General features: G+C 61.8%; 19 protein-coding genes. 4 read left to right on the forward strand and 15 right to left on the reverse strand.

What is annotated here, in order from left to right; translation table 11 throughout:
• Positions 1 to 156 precede the first annotated feature (156 nt).
• Positions 157 to 468, reverse strand: a complete 312-nt coding sequence (locus tag LGR64_RS19900; RefSeq protein WP_230356716.1) for a hypothetical protein — start codon at positions 466 to 468, stop codon at positions 157 to 159.
• Between the two features lie 83 nt (positions 469 to 551).
• Here LGR64_RS19900 and LGR64_RS19905 point away from each other — a divergent pair, with 83 nt between their 5' ends.
• Positions 552 to 845 (forward strand): tripartite tricarboxylate transporter substrate-binding protein, encoded by a 294-nt coding sequence (locus LGR64_RS19905; protein ID WP_230356717.1) that lies wholly within the window; start codon positions 552 to 554, stop codon positions 843 to 845.
• A gap of 125 nt (positions 846 to 970) precedes the next feature.
• Here the strand turns inward: LGR64_RS19905 and arsH are convergent, their stop codons facing one another.
• The 7 genes from arsH to LGR64_RS28575 all read right to left on the reverse strand — a co-directional run bounded on the left by arsH (position 971) and on the right by LGR64_RS28575 (position 5,675).
• Positions 971 to 1,687 (reverse strand): arsenical resistance protein ArsH, encoded by a 717-nt coding sequence (arsH, locus tag LGR64_RS19910; protein ID WP_082848205.1) that lies wholly within the window; start codon positions 1,685 to 1,687, stop codon positions 971 to 973.
• A complete protein-coding gene (gene arsC / locus LGR64_RS19915; protein ID WP_012204210.1) occupies positions 1,674 to 2,105 on the reverse strand; it encodes an arsenate reductase (glutaredoxin) in 432 nt (143 codons plus the stop codon). The genes arsH and arsC overlap by 14 nt, the downstream gene beginning before the upstream one ends.
• A gap of 25 nt (positions 2,106 to 2,130) precedes the next feature.
• On the reverse strand, positions 2,131 to 2,460 hold the full coding sequence (locus tag LGR64_RS19920) for an ArsR/SmtB family transcription factor (RefSeq protein ID WP_096915629.1): 330 nt from the start codon (positions 2,458 to 2,460) through the stop codon (positions 2,131 to 2,133).
• Positions 2,461 to 2,549: 89 nt separating this feature from the next.
• Positions 2,550 to 3,647: a DNA glycosylase AlkZ-like family protein gene (locus LGR64_RS19925; protein ID WP_230356719.1), complete on the reverse strand. Its 1,098-nt coding sequence runs from the start codon at positions 3,645 to 3,647 to the stop codon at positions 2,550 to 2,552.
• A gap of 77 nt (positions 3,648 to 3,724) precedes the next feature.
• The gene (locus tag LGR64_RS19930; protein ID WP_034391346.1) at positions 3,725 to 4,657 is read right to left on the reverse strand and encodes a DUF4349 domain-containing protein; all 933 of its coding nucleotides are present in this window, start codon (positions 4,655 to 4,657) and stop codon (positions 3,725 to 3,727) included.
• A 65-nt stretch (positions 4,658 to 4,722) separates the two neighbouring features.
• Positions 4,723 to 5,550, reverse strand: a complete 828-nt coding sequence (locus tag LGR64_RS19935) for a hypothetical protein (RefSeq protein WP_034368945.1) — start codon at positions 5,548 to 5,550, stop codon at positions 4,723 to 4,725.
• Positions 5,541 to 5,675, reverse strand: coding sequence for a hypothetical protein (locus LGR64_RS28575; protein WP_268869032.1), 135 nt, complete (start codon positions 5,673 to 5,675; stop codon positions 5,541 to 5,543). The genes LGR64_RS19935 and LGR64_RS28575 overlap by 10 nt, the downstream gene beginning before the upstream one ends.
• Before the next feature lie 225 nt (positions 5,676 to 5,900).
• Here LGR64_RS28575 and LGR64_RS19940 point away from each other — a divergent pair, with 225 nt between their 5' ends.
• From LGR64_RS19940 to LGR64_RS19950, 3 genes are all read left to right on the forward strand, one after another.
• Complete coding sequence (locus LGR64_RS19940) at positions 5,901 to 7,145, forward strand: SAM-dependent methyltransferase (protein WP_230356721.1); 1,245 nt, start codon at positions 5,901 to 5,903, stop codon at positions 7,143 to 7,145.
• Between the two features lie 473 nt (positions 7,146 to 7,618).
• A complete protein-coding gene (locus tag LGR64_RS19945; RefSeq protein ID WP_230356724.1) occupies positions 7,619 to 8,392 on the forward strand; it encodes an SDR family oxidoreductase in 774 nt (257 codons plus the stop codon).
• Positions 8,393 to 8,432: 40 nt separating this feature from the next.
• Entirely contained in the window at positions 8,433 to 9,365 is a 933-nt protein-coding gene (locus LGR64_RS19950; protein WP_230356725.1) for a LysR family transcriptional regulator, read from the forward strand.
• Here the strand turns inward: LGR64_RS19950 and LGR64_RS19955 are convergent.
• The 7 genes from LGR64_RS19955 to LGR64_RS19985 all read right to left on the reverse strand — a co-directional run bounded on the left by LGR64_RS19955 (position 9,319) and on the right by LGR64_RS19985 (position 20,161).
• Positions 9,319 to 10,443, reverse strand: a complete 1,125-nt coding sequence (locus LGR64_RS19955; protein WP_230356728.1) for a sterol desaturase family protein — start codon at positions 10,441 to 10,443, stop codon at positions 9,319 to 9,321. The genes LGR64_RS19950 and LGR64_RS19955 overlap by 47 nt on opposite strands.
• A 231-nt stretch (positions 10,444 to 10,674) precedes the next feature.
• The gene (locus tag LGR64_RS19960) at positions 10,675 to 11,622 is read right to left on the reverse strand and encodes a DUF5655 domain-containing protein (protein ID WP_230356729.1); all 948 of its coding nucleotides are present in this window, start codon (positions 11,620 to 11,622) and stop codon (positions 10,675 to 10,677) included.
• Positions 11,619 to 13,139, reverse strand: coding sequence for a class I SAM-dependent DNA methyltransferase (locus tag LGR64_RS19965; RefSeq protein WP_230356731.1), 1,521 nt, complete (start codon positions 13,137 to 13,139; stop codon positions 11,619 to 11,621). Before LGR64_RS19965 ends, LGR64_RS19960 begins: the two co-directional genes overlap by 4 nt.
• Positions 13,136 to 13,930 carry a hypothetical protein gene (locus tag LGR64_RS19970; RefSeq protein WP_230356733.1) on the reverse strand — a complete coding sequence of 265 codons (795 nt, stop codon included), beginning with the start codon at positions 13,928 to 13,930 and terminating at the stop codon, positions 13,136 to 13,138. The genes LGR64_RS19965 and LGR64_RS19970 overlap by 4 nt, the downstream gene beginning before the upstream one ends.
• Positions 13,927 to 15,633 carry an AAA family ATPase gene (locus tag LGR64_RS19975; protein WP_230356735.1) on the reverse strand — a complete coding sequence of 569 codons (1,707 nt, stop codon included), beginning with the start codon at positions 15,631 to 15,633 and terminating at the stop codon, positions 13,927 to 13,929. The genes LGR64_RS19970 and LGR64_RS19975 overlap by 4 nt, the downstream gene beginning before the upstream one ends.
• 2 nt (positions 15,634 to 15,635) lie before the next feature.
• Positions 15,636 to 17,387 carry a restriction endonuclease subunit S gene (locus LGR64_RS19980; protein WP_230356736.1) on the reverse strand — a complete coding sequence of 584 codons (1,752 nt, stop codon included), beginning with the start codon at positions 17,385 to 17,387 and terminating at the stop codon, positions 15,636 to 15,638.
• The gene (locus LGR64_RS19985) at positions 17,384 to 20,161 is read right to left on the reverse strand and encodes a type I restriction endonuclease subunit R (RefSeq protein WP_230356738.1); all 2,778 of its coding nucleotides are present in this window, start codon (positions 20,159 to 20,161) and stop codon (positions 17,384 to 17,386) included. Before LGR64_RS19985 ends, LGR64_RS19980 begins: the two co-directional genes overlap by 4 nt.
• Between the last annotated feature and the right edge of the window lie 9 nt (positions 20,162 to 20,170).

A 20,170-nucleotide genomic window follows, 5' to 3' on the forward strand; every position in this document is an offset into this window, starting at 1 on the left:
CATTGTTTTAATTTATTTTGCCTAATGCTCGGTGATGAGCGATGCTTCAAAATCATCGACACGCATTTTGGAAAAATGAGTTAAACGGAGTGCACAAATTTTTCTTGTGGAGACTTCTGGTTCAATGGAATTCATTGAGGCAGCTTTATTGCACTTTTATTTTTTGGGATCGTTGACTAGATCTTCCACATCTTCTTGGTCCCGTGCATTGCCATCACCCTGGCGCTCCAGCTCGATATGCGTGGTGAATCCCCCATCTCCCAAGGTGTGTTCCACCGACTTGACCAGCCAGTCCTCGCTATCAATTTCGGGTTTGAAGCCCTCCACGGTCACGGCCGCCTGCGGCATGAGGTGCGGCCGGCCCAGGCCAAGGGCCTGGCTCAGAGTGGCGGCGCCACGGTCCACCTTCTGCATCTCTGACTGCGCGGCCTGGCGCGCGGCTGCGGCGCTGGAGAACGTGTCTTTCAAGGTCTTCGCGCTGCCCGTAGTTATGCCGGCCACCACGCCCTTGCGGCGGGCGTGCTTGCCATCGTGCTAGTACGCGCGCACCCATGCGCTGGAAGGAGTTGCCCGAGGTGCCCACGCTCAGGGAGCAGGGCTACGACGTGGAGATCGACTCCTGGATCGGCCTGGCCTACCCCAAGGGCGTGCCCCCGGCCCTGCGCGACAGGCTGGAGCGCGTCGCCATGGCAGCCGCCGAGGGGCCCCAGGTGGCGCGCATCTTCGAGTCAGCCGGCGTGGACCCGGCGCCGCTCACCGGCGCCGAATACCGCAGGAAGCTGGTCCAGGGCCATGAGTCCATGGGCGCGGCCATCAAGGCGGCGAATCTGCCGCGCATGAACTGAGGGCGGTCCGGCTGCCTGCCGGTCTTGATGCACGGGTACTGCTGCAGCACGTGCCGAAAGATCATGAAGGGCTGCTCGTCGGCAGGGGAGGACCCGTGCCCGCGCCAGTGCCCGCGTGCGCTTTGCTAGATGCTGCCCTGGTTGACCCGCCGCGACAGCGCCTCGGCGCTCTCCCTGCGTTCGCTGTACCGGTCTACCAGGTAGCCGGTGCAGTCGCGCGTCAGCAGGGTGAACTTGACCAGTTCCTCCATCACGTCCACCACGCGCTCGTAGTAGGGCGAGGGCTTCATGCGGCCTGCGTCGTCGAACTCCTGGTAGGCCTTGGCCACCGACGACTGGTTGGGGATGGTGAGCATGCGCATCCAGCGGCCCAGCACGCGCATCTGGTTGACGGCGTTGAAGGATTGCGAGCCGCCCGAGACCTGCATCACGGCCAGGGTCTTGCCCTGGGTGGGGCGCACGGCGCCGAAGGACAGGGGAATCCAGTCGATCTGGGCCTTGAGGATGCTGGTCATGGCGCCGTGGCGTTCAGGCGAGGTCCACACCATGCCTTCGGCCCAGCGGGCCAGCCCGTGCAGTTCCCGGACCTTGGGGTCGCTGTCGGGCGCCGCATCGGGAAGGGGCAGGCCGTGCGGATCGAAGATGCGGGGCTCGGCGCCCATGTGGCGCAGCAGCCGGGCAGCTTCTTCGGTGAGCAGGCGGCTGTAGGAGCGCTCGCGCACCGAGCCATACAGCAGCAGGATGCGGGGCGCGTGCGTGGCCCGTGCCTGCGGTAGCAGCCGCTGCAGGCTGGGGGCGTCAAACGATTGCGGGTCCAGGTTCGGCAGCTCAGTGATTGGCAACACGTTGTCCTTTCGCGTCGATGACGGCCTGGCCGTCTTCCTTGGAGAAAGCCCCTTGCTGTGCGCCAGGCAGGATGTCCAGCACGGTCTCGGACGGACGGCACAGGCGCGTGCCCAGCGGCGTCACCACGATGGGGCGGTTGATGAGGATGGGGTGCTGGAGCATGAAGTCGATCAGCTGGGCATCGGTCCATGACGGCTCGCCTAGGCCCAGTTCGTCGAAGGGCGTGCCCTTTTGCCGCAGGACATCGCGCACGGGCAGGGCCAGGGCGACAAGCAACTGCTGCAGCGTGGCGCGGTCGGGCGGTGTCTTCAGGTACTCGATGACGGTGGGCTCTTCGCCACTGTTGCGGATCAGGGCCAGCACGTTGCGGGACGTGCCGCAGGCCGGGTTGTGATAGATGGTGATGGTGCTCATGGCGGTCTCCGTAACCGTGTGGATGTCAGGCGGCGCCGCCGCAGGCGGGCGTATCGGCCACAGCGCAGGGGGCACCCTGGCAGCAGTTTTCGGTGAGATAGGCGAGCAGGTCGTTCATGGCGGCAAAGGCCGCCCGGTACAGCACATTGCGGCCCTGGCGCTCCTGGCTCACCAGTTGCGCATGGGACAGCTCCTTCAGATGAAACGACAGCGCATTGGGCGCGATGCACAGCTGCTCGGCCAGCGCGCTGGGCGTCAGGCCCTCGGGGCCGGCAACGACCAGTGCGCGGAACACGCGCAGCCGCGCTTCATGCGCGAGGGCGGAAAGGGAGCGGATGGCTTGGGTTTCCTGCATACATCAATGATACAAGAAATGTCGAAATATTGAATTGATTGAGCGCATTCCCGCCGGCCCTGAGCCGAAGGGCGCGCAGGGCGGGCATCTCAGCGCGGCGCCAGGAACAGCTCCATGCGCTGCAGCTCCTCATCCAGCGCACTGCGAAAGGCGGCATCGCCGGGCGCCGCGCCGGCCACATAGCCGAATGACGGCTCCAGCCGGCCGTCGCGCGCCTGCAGGTTGGCCCAGCCGATCACCTGGCCCTGCCAGAGCATGGGCAGGGCGTAGTAGCCCAGCTGGCGCCGGGCGGGTGGCGTGTAGGCCTCGAACTTGTAGGTCCAGTCCCAGAGCAGCGTGAAGCGGCGCCGGTCCCAGACCACGGGATCGAAGGGCGCGAGCAGGCGCAGCCGCTCGTCGAAGGCATGGCGGCGCGAGCGTGGGTTCTCGTCGGCGGGCCAGTACCAGGTGGTTCCGTCGATGCGGCAGCTGGCCAGCTGCTCGCGCGCCAGCCGCAGCGCTGCCTGGGTCTGTTGCGCCAGGTGGGGCGCGCCATAGCCCAGCAGGCGCACCAGGTAGGTCAGGCTGGGAGCCGGCAGCGGTGCGTACTTGCGCACCACCAGGTCGATCAGCGCGGCGGCGCGCCGGGCGCTGGCGGCGGGGCTGTCGTCGGTAGGCGGGTGAGCGATGGCCTCGTAGACGCGCGTGCCGCTGTCGCGGCGCTTGACCCGCAGCAGGCCGCGGTAGTGCATGCCGTCGAGCAACTGCGTGCTGGCGCTGCCCGAGCCGCCCCAGTAGTTCTTCACGCTTCCGTGCGAGAAATGCTGCTCCACCTCGCGCGGATGCACGGCGCCGCGCTCGCGCACGAAGGCCAGCACCTCGGCGGCCTTGCGCTGCGTCTCGGCATCCCAGGCCTTGCGGGCCTGGCGCGGGTGCATCAGCGCCAGGTGCTCACTGGGCAGAAAGCCGTAGTTGACCAGGCAGTCCTCGTCGATCGCCAGGCGCGCGTAGCGGCGCTCGAGGTCGCCGGCGCGGTAGTCCTTGACGCGGTGGCGCAGCGTCAGGTCCTGTGCCCGGGCCGGGGCGCGGATCGGATCTGCCTGCACAAAGCCCAGGCGCTGTATGGCCGCGGGCAGGGTGGTCGGCGCGAACAGGGTGCGCGCCACGGCATGGCGGCGCAGGTCGTCAAGGCTCGGTTCGGTGGGCATGGCTTGATTGGAGCACGGCCGCGCCCCCTGGCGGGCCGGTCTCCGTGCCGCCGTATTTCCTGATCCTGCCGTGCCGCTCAGGCCTTCCTGGCACGCCTGCGCCGCCACAGCGCGCGCAGCACCCAGCCCAGCGGCAGCACCACCAGCACCAGCCAGGGCAGCACGGCTGCCACAAAGGTGATCAGCGCGGCCATGCTCTCGCCCAGCACATGGCCGGCATCGCGCAGCGCGCGGCCTATGGGGCTGTAGCTGGTGCCGCCCTGCACCAGGGCGCGGGTGGGCGTGAACTGGATCTGTATGTGCTGCTTGCTGGTCTGCTGCTCCAGCACCTTGCGCTGGGCGGCCATGGCGTCCAGCTCGGCCTGCGTGTCCGACAGCGTGCGCTGTATTTCCAGCAGGTCGGACATGGTGCGCTTGGTCGTGGTGTCGCGCAGCATCAGGCGCAGGCTGTCGCGGAACTCGGTGCGGTTCCTGATGCGCGCCTCCACGTCGATCACCTCGGCCGTCTTGTCCTCGCTGATGGTGTTCTGCGACACGATGGTGGCCACGCCGGCCAGCGTGCCCAGCAGCCGCTGCACATCGGCCGGCGCCACGCGCATCTCCAGCATGGCGTTGCCGGGCTGCTGGGGCGTCTCGCGCAGCAGCGATGCCGACAGCAGCTCGCAGCGCAGCGTGGCACACAGGTCGCGCACCTGGCCCCAGGCATCGGCCAGCTGCGCCTGCGGCACTTCCACGTTCAACTCCTGGCGCACGGCCAGGAAACGCTGGGCCATCTCGTCCTGCGCCGATGTCTCTGGTGCGGCTGCTGCCGCATCCTCGGCCTGCACGGTGGCGGCGCGGCCTTGCTTCATGCCGGCGCCGCCCGCCATGGGCGCGGGGGCGGGCGCCGATTCCATGGCTGCTGTGTCGTGCCGCTGGTTGCAGCCCGCAAGGGCCAGCGTGGCAGCCAGTGCCAGCACGGCCGGCAAGGCCATGCGGGAGGGCAGAGTGGAAGGCCGGGGATGCGTCATGAATTTCCTCTTGAAAACAGGCAAGAACAGGCCGCTGTCAGGACTCAAAGCTCAAGGCTCAAGGCTCAGGGCTTGCCGCCGGGGCCGAACATGGTGTCCACCTCGGACTGCAGCTCGAAGATGTCGGACACGGTGTAGAGCCAGTCGCCCTTTTGCAGATGGCCGGGGTCCGGCGGCGTCTCCACGCAGGCCTTGACCAGGGTGAACTGGCCTGCCGGGTCGGGCAGGAACTTCAGGCCCGATATGGAAAACCGCGCCACCCGCCCCACGCCATCGTTGTAGCGCCGGCCCCGGGCGCGCACGTCGGCCAGCTCCGCCATCTGCGGCACATGGTCGAATACCGCGTCGTAGAACTCGACGATGGGGCTCTGGTTCGTCCTGGCGCAGCCGTGCACGTACAGCGCGTAGAAGCGCCCGTCCAGCTCCATGGCCACCACGTCGGCCGCGCGGTAGAAGGTCAGGCTGTCGGGCAGGCCCGGCGAGCGTTTGGGCGGCGCGGGCGGCGTGTCCAGGAAGTCCTGGCGGATCTGCGCCGACTTGCGAAAGAAGTCATCGCTGAGCGCCACCTCGGCATTGAGCACATCGATGGCCGTGCGCGCCGCCGCGTTCAGGCCCGCGTCGGCCAGGCCGTTCCGGTGCAGCACGATGGCCAGGGCCAGCGCCGTCTTGTGCCGGTACAGGGCCGTTGCCTTGGCATCACCGGCCTGCAGCACGCAGCTCCAGCGCCGCAGCAGGGGCGGCAGGGCATGACCACCGTAGTTGGCCGCGATAGCGGCATCGTGCCGGCCCAGCGCAAACGTGCGCGCCATCACGCGCGCCACGTCTTCCTCCAGGGTCTGCACAAGGGTGTCGGCGGCCAGCTTGGACAGCGCCTGGGTATGGGTCATGGCCATGGCGTCACTGGCTCCAGTTCGATGGCAGGTTCCTGAAATCCGGCCGGCAGGCCATAGCCGCCGGTGCTGCGTTGTTCGTTGCGGTGCTCGATGCAGTGTTCGATGCTCAGGTCATGGACTTGCATGGGTCTGTCGCAGGCGCCTTCGCGCCGGGGCAGTTGGAACGCCGGCCAGTGTGCCCCAAGCCGGGCCGCTGGCGGGGTGTGGGCGCCATCGGGTCTGTATCGATCCGCTACCGGCGCGGGCTGCCGTGCTGACGTCTTGCCGTCACATGAACCGGCAAGACTGGTCATTTGCTTTTCATGCGAGTCATGTCAAAGGGGGCGCCGCCAGCCCCGGGGAGATGCACGATGTTCTGGGAAAAGAAGCTCAGGCGCTGGGCCGAGGCCGTGCGTGCGCGGGCCGATCTGCCGGCGCGGCTGGTGCTGTGGAATGGCGAGCAGTTCGACTTCGGCCGCTTCGAGCAGCCGCGCGTCACGCTCACCGTGCGCAGCGCCTCGGCCCTGCCACTGCTGCTGGACCCCAGCCTGGACCACCTGGGCCAGGCCTATGTGAAGGGCCAGATCGACATCGACGGGCGCCTGCCCGACATCATCGACTTCGGCTATGCGCTGGCGCGCCGCATGTCCAAGACCCAGGGCGCGGGCAAGGGGCCGGGGCGGCTGGCGCTTGCGGCACGCGCGGCCAGGCGCTTTCGGCACAGCCGCAGCACGGACCGCGAATCCATCCAGTACCACTACGACGTTTCCGATGACTTCTACCGCCTCTGGCTGGACGAGGGCATGGTCTATTCATGCGCCTACTTCGAGAACGGCGACGAGGACCTGGCCACCGCCCAGCGCAAGAAGCTGGACCACATCCTCACCAAGATCCGCCTGCAGCCGGGCCAGCGCCTGCTGGACATCGGCTGCGGCTGGGGCGCCCTGGTGCTGCGCGCGGCCCAGCACTTTGGCGCGCACTGCGTGGGCGTGACGCTGTCGCGCAACCAGTTCGAAGCAGCCACCGAGCGCGTGCGCGCCGCAGGCCTGGCCGACCGCATCGAGATCCGCCTGCAGGACTACCGCGACGTACAGGGGCGCTTTGACCGCATCACCAGCGTCGGCATGTTCGAGCATGTGGGCCGCCGCAACCTGCCCATGTACTTTGCGCACATGCGCGAGCTGCTGGCCGATGACGGCCTGGCGCTGAACCACGGCATCACCTCCACCGATGCCGACGTGGGCGCCACGGCGTTGGGCGGCGGTGCGTTCATCGACCGCTATGTGTTTCCTGATGGCGAGCTGCCGCACCTGAGCCTGGCGCTGGAGGCCATGCAGCGTGGGGGGCTGGAGGTGCTGGATGTGGAGGGGCTGCGGCGGCATTACGTGCGCACGTTGCAGTTGTGGCTGGAGCGGTTTGAGGCTTGTGTGCCGGAGATTCGGGCGTTGGTGGATGAGGAGAGGTTTCGGATTTGGAGGGTGTATTTGGCGGGGTGTGCTTATGCGTTTGAGCACGATGACGTGTCTATCTTTCAGGTTGTTTGTCGGAGGGCGGGGCAGGGGGCTGCTTCGTTGGCTTGGTCGCGGAGATATATGTACGAGCGGGAGCTGTCCTGATGTCTTGGGACACGGGCGGTGTGTAGCTTGTTCTTGACCCTGCCGGGGGGTGTTTTTTCGAGGCCGGGTCTCGGCCCGGCGGCCGACCCGCTTTCTTGTCTCGCCAAGAAACCGGGCCAAAGAAGGCGACCCGGATGCCCGCGACCCTCCGCTGCGCTGCGGGCAACCTGCGTCGTGGCGCTTGCGGGGTTTGCCGCAGAACTCTCTGCGCGCTTCGCGCTCCGCTCAGACAACTGCGGCAAGTCAGATCACGAAGCAAGCCTGTCCTTCGGCAGGCTTGCAACCCCGCAAGCGCCACGACGCAGGCGCGGGCATACGGGAGGGGAGGGCTTGAACTGCCGGGGGACATTTGCAGGCAGCATTCGGGCGCGATTGTTCTGGTTTTCTGGATGATCCATCCCGGCTGCGCCGGTTTATCGCGGGGGGCTGGCTGCCTAAGCTGGGTGCTTCATCCAAGCACAAGGAGCGTTTCCATGGCAGACCATTCCATTCGCGGCAAGGTGGCGCTGATTGCAGGCGGCGGCAAGAATCTGGGCGGACTGATTGCCCGTGATCTGGCGGGGCACGGCGCGCGGGCCGTGGTGGTGCACTACAACAGCGAGTCTTCACGGGCCGAGGCTGAGACCACGGTGGCCGCAGTGCGTGCGCTGGGGGCCGAGGCCGTGGCGCTGCAGGGCGATCTGACGCGTGCTGGCGCTGTGGAGCAGCTTTTTGCAGAGGCTGTGGACGCCGTGGGCCGGCCGGACATTGCCATCAACACCGTGGGCAAGGTGCTCAAGAAGCCGCTGATGGAGATCACCGAGGCGGAGTACGACGAGATGGCCGCCGTCAACGGCAAGTCGGCGTTTTTCTTCCTCAAGGAGGCGGGGCGCCATGTCAACGACCACGGCAAGATCGTGACCCTGGTGACCTCGCTGCTGGGCGCGTTCACGCCGTTTTATTCCTCCTACGCGGGCACCAAGGCGCCGGTGGAGCATTTCACGCGGGCGGCGGCCAAGGAGTTCGGGGCGCGGGGCATTTCGGTCACGGCCGTGGGGCCGGGGCCCATGGACACGCCGTTCTTCTACGGCCAGGAAGGCGCGGACGCTGTGGCCTATCACAAGAGCGCGGCGGCGCTGTCGCCGTTCTCGCCTTCGGGACTGACGCACATCGAAGACGTGGTGCCCTTCATCCGCCACCTGGTCAGCGACGGCTGGTGGATCACCGGGCAGACCATCCTCATCAACGGCGGCTACACCACCAAGTAGGCCAAGTAGAAGGACCGCTGCACGGACTATGCTGCGTCCCATGGACCGACTCGACCGATACCGGATCTTCATGCAGGTGGCCGAGATGGGCAGCTTCATCAAGGCCGCCCATGCCCTGGACCTGCCGCGCGCCACGGTCTCCGCCGCCGTGCAGCAGCTGGAGGAGCAGGTGGGCGCAAGGCTCCTGCACCGCACCACGCGCCAGGTGAGCCTGACGGCCGATGGCGCCCAGTTGCTGGAGCGCGTGCGCCCCCTGCTGTCAGAGGCCGAGGATGTGGAGCAGATGTTCCAGGCCCGCACGCGCCAGGCCACGGGCCGGCTGCATGTGGACGTGCCCAGCCGCATCGCGCGCCGCCTGCTGGCGCCTGCGCTTCCGGGGCTCATGCGCCGGCATCCGGGGCTGCAGCTGGTGCTGGGCTCGTCAGACCGCGCCATAGACCTGGTGCAGGAAGGCGTGGACTGCGCCGTGCGCGTGGGCACGCTGCATGACAGCAGCCTGGTCGTGCGCCCGCAGGGCTGCATTGCCCTCATCAACTGCGCCAGCCCCGCCTACCTGCGTGAGCACGGCCTGCCCGAGCAGCCGCAGGACCTGCTGCACGGCCACTGGAGCGTGGGCTATGCCTCGCCGCGCACGGGGCGGGAACTGCCCTGGGAATGGAGTGGGGTGAGCGATGTGGACGGGGTGGATGGGGCAGACGGGCCGCAGACCCTGGCCGTGCCCAGCCGCGTGGTCACCAACAACGCAGAAAGCTATATCGCCTGCTGCCGCGCCGGCCTGGGGCTGATCCAGATCCCGCGCTATGACGTGCAGCACCTGCTGGACACGGGGGAGCTGGTGGAAGTGCTGCCCGCCCACCGCGCAGCGCCCATGTCCGTGGCGCTGCTGTACCCGCACCGCCGCCAGCGCTCTCGCCGGCTGGCGGTTTTCATCGATTGGTTCGAGGCGCTGATGCGGCCGAACCTGGAGCCGTAGGCGCAACCCCGGCCGCCCCAGTCACCGCAGCCGCCCCGGCCGCAGGGTGGGGCTGGGCCCCGTCGTCGTCATGAATGGGCCGGTAACCGGGCCCGAAGGACACATCGCCCAGCCGCCAGCCCTCGCGCCGGCGAAACGCCCCCCAGAACCGCTTGAGCGTATGCCACTGCATGGCCACCAGCCCGCGCTCGTTGTCGGCATCCACCTCGGGATCGCTCACGCCCGTGGGGCGCACGGGCTCGTCGGTGTACAGCGCCGTGCCAAACAGCATGTCCCACCAGGGCAGCACCTGCCCAAAATTGCAGTTGTGGCGCGTGGGTCGATCCGGGTCGCGCAGCATGTGGTGGTGGCGGTGGAACAGCGGGCCCACCAGCACGCGCTCACCCACGCGGCCCAGCCAGCCCAGGCGCAGCCGCACGTTGGCGTGCGAGAAGTTCTGCACCAGCTCGCTGAGCAACCCCAGCAGCGCAAATTCGGAAGGCTCCACCCCCATCGCCAGCCCCACCGTGGCCAGGATGAAGGACTGCAGCATGCCGTCCAGATAGTGGCTGCGGTCATTGCTCCAGCAGCTCATCTGGCGCTGGCTGTGGTGCATGCTGTGCATGGCCCACCACCAGGGAATCACATGCTGGGCGCGGTGCATCCAGTAATACACCAGGTCGTAGACCACGTAGTACACCAGGAACAGCGCCACCGGATGGTCCGCAAACCACGGCACCCAGTGCTTGAGCCCCGTGGCCTCCTCGGCCGCCGGCCCGCCGCCCAGCATGCTGGCAAACGGCATCAGCACCAGAAAACTGAACAGCGGAAACAGCCCCAGCAGCATCAGCAGCGTGTAGTTGCGGTCCACCGTGGTCAGCCGCCGGTCGCTCCAGCGCTCGGCCGGAAACAGACTCTCCAGCGGCCGCATCACCCCCGCGATCAGGAACAACTGCAGCCCGGCAATCAGCACCGCCTCGGCAATCTCACGCGGATCACCGGCCGCCTGGGCGATGTCCAGCCAGTGGACGGTGGGGGTTACGGCGTGGGTGGCGAGCCAGGTGATGGCTGCCTGCCACAGCTCGGTCAGTGAAGTCATGTCTTGTGCCTGCAAGAAGGGCCGGGGGAGGGCTGGGGGTTGCGGGCGGGATTATGGGGTGGGGGTGTGGAGGGAGTGTGTGGGGGTAGGAAAGTAGACGGGGCTGTACTCGGCCCGTTGATGCTGTTCATACCTCGGCTGCCGGCGTCTGCTGCGCGGAGGTGGGCGCCAACTACACGCTCTTTTAGATGAAGCGGTTAGTCAACCGAACGGCAGATCAAATCGTTTTGGTCAACGCCCTTCGTATGCCATCGTGATGAGCGGCTTCACAGCATCCAAGTCTGTTTGGTCTGCGATCGCGATCTCTAGGTCGCCCGTGCCCCAGTGCCCAATATCACTCACATCACGAGCGTTCGGCGGCAGCGGGCCAGACTGTTTAGGGTTCAGGTGCAGGTACAGCAACAGGCGATTCTTCTGCAGCACGATCGTCGAGAAGTTCTTCAGCCGCTTGAACGCAACGTACAGCCTCAGCTCCTTACGTTGAACATCGTCACCAAGAGAAAAGATGTAGTCCTCGATGGTGGCCAGCAACTCAGTAAGAGTTATTGACAACGTTGGTAATAGGTCTGCATAGGACTTGTCTGGCCCAACCGTTTTGGCTGGGGCGGTGATAACAACGGCCTCTTGTTTGTATGGTTGGGCGACTTTCGCACTTGTACCTCGGCGCTCTTGGTTGGCATAAACGCTAGCTTGCTCAAGTAGCAAAAGCTCTTCACCGAACTTTCTGTATCGAATCAGCTCGATGTTGCGCCCTATCTGCTGGACCGCATGATCGTCATACCTGTTGAAGTCCGCAGCAATACACACCAACCTTGGGGCACGCCAGTCAATTGCCTCAGATACATCTTTTCCGAACTTCTCCAGCACCAAGAATTTGAAGTCTGCTTGGTGATCCATCAGCCAGTTCAGATAGAAAAGCCCTTGGTTGATCACATTTTCGTGCGCTGCACGCTTGTACTCCAGGATCACAGGGCAGTTGTTTTCGTCCAGTCCAAGCGTATCTATGCGTCCCGCATGCAATCGACCCGTGCTGTACTCTGAAGCGAGAAATCGAATACCCAGCATGGTTTCAAGGTTTCTTTCGATCAGCTTCTGAAGCGGTCGCTCCAAGTCGGACTGATGGCCGTGCAGCTTGGTGGCGCTGCCATCAACCAATCGAAAGAGATTGATCTCGCTCATGCCGCATCTTTCTGAGGAAAGCTCGGCAGGCTAACTGCAACATCGCGGAATGCCGCCAGAGCGGCCTCCAAGTGCTCGATGATTTCGTGCTGCAGTACATCCGGCGGAGGAAGGTCATCGAGGTTGTCGAGGCTGTCATCCTTTAGCCAGAAAACATCCAGACTGGCTTTGTCGCGGGAAATAAGTTCTTCGTAGCTGAAGAACTTGAATCGGTCCGTTGCCTTGCGCAAGTGGCGATCTGCAGGGTTGTAGCAGGCGACGAAGTCACGCAGGTCGTCCAGCTTCAACTGGCGCGTCTTCAGGGTGAAGTGCTTGTTGGTGCGTAGGTCGTAGAACCAAATGCCTCTGGTGTGCACACGCCCATCTTTCGGCGCGTTGTCAAAGAACACCACGTTCGCCTTCACACCTTGCGCATAGAAGATGCCTGTAGGCAAGCGCAAGATGGTGTGCACATCGCAGTTCTCCAGCAGCTTGCGGCGGATCTTTTCTCCCGTGCCCCCCTCAAACAGCACGTTGTCAGGCAACACCACAGCTGCCTTGCCGCCAACCTTCAACATGCTGACGATGTGCTGCAAGAAATTGAGTTGCTTGTTGGACGTGGTTTCCCAGAAGTCTTGACGCTCGTAGGTCAGGGAGTCTCTGTCCTCCTCTCCAGCGTCATTGGTGATCGTCATGCTGCTCTTCTTGCCGAAGGGCGGGTTGGCTAGCACGTAATCGACCTTGCGCTTTGGCTCTGAAATCAGCGCATCTGAGCGGTCAATGGCGGGCTGACCATCCAGCTCACCGATGTTGTGCAGGAACAAGTTCATCAAGCACAAGCGCCTAGTGTTCGGCACGATCTCGTTGCCGACGAATGTCTCATCACGTAAGAAGCGCTTCTGCTTGGGGTTGAGCTTGGGCAGATCCCGACCAAGCCACGCCCCGTTATCCTCCAACCACTTGCCAGTACCCGACAGCCACTCATTGGCCACCAGAAAGAACCCGCCAGTGCCGCAAGCAGGGTCGGCAATTGTCTTCAAGGGCTGCGGCCGAAGGCAGGCCACCATGGCCTGAATGATCGCGCGAGGCGTGAAGTACTGGCCTGCACCGCTCTTGGTGTCTTCGGCGTTCTTCTGCAACAAGCCTTCGTACAGGTCGCCTTTTGCGTCTGCTTCGAGGCTGATCCAGTTTTCGGCGTCGATCATCTGGACCAGACGGCTGAGCTTGGCCGGATCCTGGATCTTGTTTTGCGCTTTGAAGAAGATAGCACCCAACATGCCTGTCTGCTCGCCCAGCTTGTGCAAAGTGGACAGGTAATGCGCTTCCAGCGGCTCGCCGACCTTGGAGGTCAAGCTGGTCCAGTCATACCCGTTAGGGATCTGGGTGTTGCGGTTGTATGGTTCCTGCGCGTATTCATGCGCCAGTTTCAAGAACAGCAGGTAGGTGAGTTGTTCGAGGTAATCGCCGTAACCCACGCCGTCGTCGCGCAATGTGTGGCAGAAGTTCCAGACTTTCTGGACAAGGGTGCTTGTGTTCATAAAAGAGCCTCAACCCAAGCCTTGTCTCGATGCGTGCCAATGGCAGATCGGAAAAAACTTGTGTGTTCGTGATCGTGAGAGAGATGTTTTTTGACTTCAGCTGTTACCGCTGGATTGGCCGTGTCGCCCACAATAGCCATTAACGTAGCCAGTGTCTGCCAACGACTGCGCTTGTCTTCGGGCATGTTCCATTCATTAAATCCCAGCCGATCAATCGTGTACCGCGCACGCTGATATTCCCAGGTGCCATCAGGCGCCGCAGGCTTGACCTCGCCGTCAATGCCATGCGCGAGTAGGTCGCAATCAGCCTCCACGCATGGGTCCAAAAGCCTGGGCGATTCAGTATTCAGGCTTCCGGCAGGCAACGCGCAACGCTGCGCTTCATCGCGAATCGGGAATTCATTTGCCTTTCCGTGTAATACATCTGCATCGTCCTTTTCTGGTCGATTGCACCGTTGGCACGAAAGGCGAAAGTTAGACCATTCATATGTCAACCAGTAGTACCCGTCATGGCCTGCGAGTTTCACGCCATCTACTGTGATGCCTAACTTGGGCCGGAAGTGATCGACATCAAACGGTGCGCGCGTGCTCTTCGCTTCGCAATACCAGCACTTGTGCCCGCTGGTACTAGCGAGCCATTTTTTGAGCAAGCCCCAGCTGTCGTTTTTCTTGATGTACTCAGATCGAAGATCATGAGTGGCCAGTGCATAGACTCGCGAGACTCGGCCAACGTAAACCTTGAGCCAGCGTGCGGGCAAATGAGGTGGCAACGGAATCTGGATGAATCTCAAGCCTGGCCCTCCTGCAAGCTGCGCAGCAGACCCTGAACCAGGGCATCGAGTGCCTTTTGTTTGTTTTCCGGCGTAACGACAGCACCGTCGATATCGCCATCCGCAGCCAGATCAAATCGAGCACGCAGATACTCTTGCTCCATCCGATCCCTCGACGCAAAGTTGAAGTCCAAGCCTTCAAGGCGCGTACGTATTTTGACCAACTCGGCTCGATCATCATCGCTGAGCGGAGCCTGCTGGGTAGAGAGCCGATGCAGTGTCAGCAGATCGGCATTCGTGGCGTTGTCCAGGCTGGTACCCAAGCCGAACATATCGCTGGTCACGATCCCGGCAAAGCCCATGCCCTTTGGGTCGACTGCCGGGTTTTCGGCGTGCACTGTCCGGCTGCCTGCTTCGCGGTACAGGATCTGCACCTGCTCCTTGACCAGCTCAGCAATGGCCAAGGGGTTGTGGGTCGTCAGGACAATGTGACTGTTGTCCTGCCCCTCACTGTTCTGCCCGACAAAAGACTTCAGGTAGTTCAGATAGTCCACGCACCAGCGCGGATTCAAATGCGTATCCGGCTCATCGAGCAGGAACAGGCTCTCATCCTCGGCCGTGAAGCGTAGCAAGCCCAACACCGTGAGCAACTGCTGTTCGCCTTCGCTCAATTCACGGAAGGTGACGCTGCCATCGTTCTCCTTCAGACGCACCCGGATGCGTACTTCCTCTATGAGTTCCGAAACGTAGGTGCTCTCTAGGTCACGGAAGAATTGCGCAGGCTGTTGCTCTCCGACCAGCTGCCGGAGAGCGTCTATATCTTTGATGTACAGATACTGGAACTCTGTTGTCTCCTTATTCCAAAGCGTAATCTGCTTTTCTCGCTTAACCCTTATTGGAGCGAGTGAAATGCGTTGCAGGCGATCTAAGAACGTCTGTACAACGCCTTTCGCCCCCCAAAACCTTTTATCACCAGCCGCATCCACCTTTTTATTTCCACGTCGCTTGCTCCAGCCAGGCTGTTTCAAAACGAAGAGAACTGACTCGATCCCTTCATCGGGATCAATTCTCATGTTCTTTTCGAGAAGCTCTCTGACTTCAGTCGACTGTTTAATCATGAAAGCAAGCAACACGAACTGGCTGTGCACAGGCAGGGCATAAAACAAGCGCTTCAATCCAGGGTCTTCGCCGTTGCGCAGCTTACTGTCATAGTTTTCGAGGTAAGGGCGAAACACCTCATGCATACGCGGGCTCTCACCCGAGTAGTAGCTGAAAACATATCGCGGCAAATACTCGCTATCCGCATTCAGGAACGCAGTGAGCTTGATGGCCTCGCCGCGCAGAGCTGAAACTGGGGCATTGCCCTCGATGAGGGGGATCAGCGTACCTTCGCCACGGGCCTGTGCATCTGTTGCAACGTGAATCGTGAACGGTTCTTTCTCCCCATCTGGATCGGCGTCAATGTGGATATGCCGTAGCGCCTCGCCCGCACCCATGCGATAGGCCAATTGAAAGGCAAACGCGGGCATGCGCTTCTTGGCGATGAGGTCGCGGAAGATGATGGCCAGCGCCTCAAGCACGTTGGACTTGCCTGTGCCGTTCCAACCGATGACCACCGTGACCCAGTGATCCTGATCGAAGTCGATGGTGACGTTCTTCAGGTTTTTGAACTGGTGCGTTCGGCTGTTTTTGGCACTGCCGATGGTGAGCTTGTCCAGACGCATGCTTAGCCCGCCAGAAGCTTCAGTTTGTCGTACAGCTTGCGGTCCTGCGCATCGGTCACGGCCTCGACCGCAAGTCTGCCATCCTTATCCAGCTTGCGTAGCTCAGCGTATAGCTCTTCGATGCGTTCCGTAAGAGCACCATCGGCCACACCGCAGCGACGGAAGGCTTCTTGTGCGGGCACCCATTCGCCCGCTTCAGCGAGCACATCGATCAGTTGTCTCACCACGGTGGCGATCTCTTTCTGTTGTTTGGTTTTGCGAGTTTTGGGCAGCCTGGCGCGTTCCTCACGCTCAGCACGAATGCGTTCCAGCAGCACGCTGGCGGGTTCTTCGTTCGGATCTTGCGGCACTAATTCACCGGCAAAGGCAGCGCGCAAGATGTTTTGGCGCTGGGCTGTGGATTGCTTAAGTGAGAGGTCGATCGCCCGTCTTTGTTCATCAATCGCTGCGAACTGCGCCACCAGTTCCCTGGCAATTTCTACTTGCTCGTCAGATGAGGGTAGGGCCATAGGCAGCTTCGAGAATTTCCCTGCACTTAGATGGTTTATGCCGACACCGCCTGACAATTTGCGAAAGACTCCTAGCTTCTGCATCGCCAAGAAGGAGTAAAAAGAAAACTCCGAGTTGATTCCTTTGGGCTGAAAGCGCAGCACGGTGTTCTGAAAGCAATACAGCCCGTTAACACTTGGCCAAATCGCAGGACGGCCAACGTGCTCGGGACTGCCAGATGCCTCCGTCAATAAGACGTCTCCCGCTTGCAGTTCAAAAGTACGTCTCTCATGTTCGGAGAAGTCCATTTCTAAGACATCGGAAAAATCGACTCCCGCCTCAGTAATGTTGGCGGCACGTATGTAGCGAGTCGGCGAAATTCCCTTGAGCTTGTCTGGTGACCGCTGACGGCCCAATTGGACATCGCCGAGCTGTTCAACGCTCGCCCACACCCAGCCAGCAGGCAAATCCGGCAAATCGGTGGCGTCCGGCTCTACCGGATCCGGGTATTTTTTTTGCCAATCCTTGGGTGGGGTCTTGCCTTGTTCGGCGAATTTGGCAAGTTGTTTAGCTTCCCAACGGGTGCGGCGATCTTGCAGCATTCGCTCGAGCAATTGCTCGCCGGATTCATCTGGTGAATTCGTTGCTCGCCACTTCTCTGTAAGCGCACCTTTCACGGCGGATTTCAAGAGCGATTGACGGTATTGCGTGAGCTTTTTCTGTGCAGCCTTGAGTTCGGCAAGTCCGGCATCGACCTCAGGCAGAACTTCTTCCAGTTTGGAAACAATACGAAGTTGCTCTTCCGCAGGCGGCAGAGGCACCTTGTGCGCCATGAACGGCCCACGGTTTATGTGCATCATGGTGCTGCCATGCAAGTGTTCCGTCTTTTGCAACTGCTGAATTGCCTGCTTTAGCCAGTAGAAAAGCAGCTTCTTGCTTATGACACCTTCATCCGGAACAACTTTAAAAATGTGTTGATTAACCAAAGCGGGTCCGCGGCGCCACACAAACACATCAAGAGTTGCAGACCAACTCATGAGCATGTCACCTGTGTCGATCTTGTAATCGGCTGGCACTTCGATGTTTGTGGTGTTAAGCGCCTTTGACTCGTCTGTTAGATTTTGGATGCGCACAATCGGCAAGCCACTGGAATCACGGTGGCTGGGTTTGAAAGCAAATCCGTTGATGTATTCACCTGTTTCACCAATGGGTACCCATTCCCAGCCATTTGGCAAGGCAGGAATCTGCTCGTTTGCAACGCTCACGCCACCAACTCCTGATTCATTTCTTTCATTAAGCTATCCAGCTCCTTCCCAAATATTTCCCAAGCCTTTTGCAAGCCGCCTTTGTCGGCCAGTTCGGCGTAATCAAAGTCCTCGCGGCTGATGCTGCAACTGCTGGCAACGTGATCTTTCATCAAGCGCAGCCACTCAGTCTGCTCCGCCGTGAAGGCCGTGCCGCGCTGGGCGTTGTGTCGAAAGATCCAGGCTTGGAAGCGTTTGTCCACCTCGTCAGCAAACGGTTTGAGTTCGCCCTCCATCCCCAGAGCAAAACGAACCAGCGCCACCAGATCGGTCAGTTGCCGCTTGCGGTCAGCCCCCTTCACGGCGCTGGACTGCACGCGGGCATATGCACTCCACAGGCGCTCAGTGGTGAGCATCAACGGCGGTTTGCTCAAGTGCTCGTGCAGGTCTTCGATCATGTCGAAGGTGAGTGCCCTGCGTTGGTAGGGCTGCTCGTAGAAAAAACTCAGCGCAGCGATTTCATCTTTGTGCTGCTTGATGTAGTCGGCAAAGGTCTGGATCACTGCCTTGGCCTGAGTCTCGGCCTGCTCCGAAAAACCGCTGAAGGTGACATGATCCAAGTTGATGTGATCAATGATTTGCTCACGCTCGCGTCGGCAATTCTCGATCTCGTCACGCAGCTCAGGTTTATCGAACGGAGCGCATGCTGCGGCAACTCGTTCAGCGCGCGCGGTTTCGATCTCTTGTGGCAGCAGGGTGTCTTCCGTGCGTGTGATGCCTTTCGCTTTGGCTGCGGCCAAGGCTGCCTGGACGATGGCGTCAGGATCCAAGGCCGTGATCAAGGCCTTGCCCAGCTCCCCTACGGGAATGCCGCCACTGGCCTTCTCAATGCGGGCTTTGGCCTTGTCGTCCAATTGCTTGGCCAAGCGCGCCAGTCGGTTGGCAAGGCTGAGCACGGTGTCGTCGTCTCGGCTGCCCATCGCGACACCTTGCAGCAAGTCCCTCAAAGGCATGCCAGGCTTCTTCTCCAGCGGGCGACTTTCGGTCTTGAGACTTTTTTCAACCCCCACTGCATCGATCAGCACAAAGTGCGTTTTGGCTCCATCGGCGCTGCCGCTCACGCGCTGCAGTCCTTCAGCATCCAGGCTGCGTACGCCACGACCTTTCATCTGTTCGTAGTAGCCCTTGCTTCGCACGTCGCGCATGAACAGCAACACCTCAAGAGGCTTCACGTCGGTGCCGGTGGCGATCATGTCTACCGTCACCGCAATGCGCGGGTTGTAGTCGTTACGGAAGCTGCTGAGGATGCTGTCAGTGTCTTCTTCCGCGCGATAGGTCACCTTCTTGCAGAATGCGTTGCCCTGTCCATAGACCTCCCGCACGATATTGATGATGTCGTCGGCGTGGCTGTCGGTTTTGGCAAAAATCAGCGTCTTTGGTACTTCCTTGCGCGCAGGGAAGATCTGCGTTTCCACGGCGGTCTTCATGGCCTGGATCACCTTCCGGATCTGGCTGACATTGACCACGGACCTGTCGAGCTCCTTGCCGGTGTACGCTGTGTCTTCTTCGGTCTCACCCCAGCGGCGCTTTCGGGTGGCTCGGTCGCGGTGGTCCACCCATTCCTTGGCTTTGAGCTCGGCACCCTTTTGGGTGATTTCGGTTTCGATCTCGTACACGTCGTAGCCCACGTTGACCCCATCGGCCACCGATTGCTCGTAGGTGTACTCGGCCACGATGTTCTCGTTGAAGAAGCCGAACGTGCGTTTGTCTGGGGTGGCCGTCAGGCCGATCAGGAAGGCATCGAAGTAGTCCAGCACCTGTTTCCACAGGTTGTAGATACTGCGATGGCATTCATCGATGATGATGACGTCGAATGTCTCCACCGGCACGGCTGGGTTGTAGCGCACGAACTTCTCCTGTTTGTTCGTTTGCTGGACTTCGTTGAGAGACACATCCTCGGAAGACTCGTCAATGGGCTCGCCACTCAGGATGGAGTACATACGCTGGATGGTGCTGATGCACACCTGCGCACCCTGGTCAACGGTTGAAGAAGCCAATCGCTGGACGTTGTAGTCGCGTGCGAAATCGCGGCCATCGACCGTCGTGTAGGCCATGAACTCTTGATGGGCTTGCTTGCCCAGATTGCGCGTGTCGACCAGAAAGAGAATGCGTTTGGCACCACCGTACTTGAGCAGTCGATACACGGTGGTGATGGCGGTAAAAGTCTTGCCAGCACCCGTGGCCATGTGCACCAGTGCGCGCGGCTTGTTTTGTACCAGTGACTTCTCCAGCCCAGTGACTGCGCTGATCTGGCAGTCCCGCAAGTTTTGCGCTGGAAGCGCAGGCATGACCTCTGCCAAGCGGCGGCGCAGGGTGTTGGGCTGATCGAGCCAAGCGGCCAGCGTCTCAGGCTTGAAGAAGTGGAAGATCTCACGCGAGCGCGGCGCCGGGTCCTTGCCATCGGTGAAGCGAATGATTTGCCCGGTAGCCTCGAACAAGAAGCGCAGTGACTGGCCATCTTTCCGCCACTTCAGGGTGGCGTTTGCGTACCGCTCGGTCTGTGCTTCGGCAACAGTAAGATTTTCACCAGCAGTGTCCTTCTTCGCCTCGATGACGCCACGGGGCTCCCGATCCACGAACAGCACATAGTCGGCTGGTCCGGTGTCCGTGGGGTACTCTCGTACGGCTACACCTCGTGCCGCGCCCAGGTTGAGCTGCTTCATGTCTTGCACAACCCAGCCTGCCGAAATCAACCGCGCATCAATGCTCTGCCGTGCTTTTGCTTCTGGCGTCATTCCTAATCA

This window comes from Delftia sp. Lp-1 (genome assembly GCF_020523835.1).
Classification (GTDB): Bacteria; Pseudomonadota; Gammaproteobacteria; order Burkholderiales; family Burkholderiaceae_C; genus Comamonas; species Comamonas acidovorans.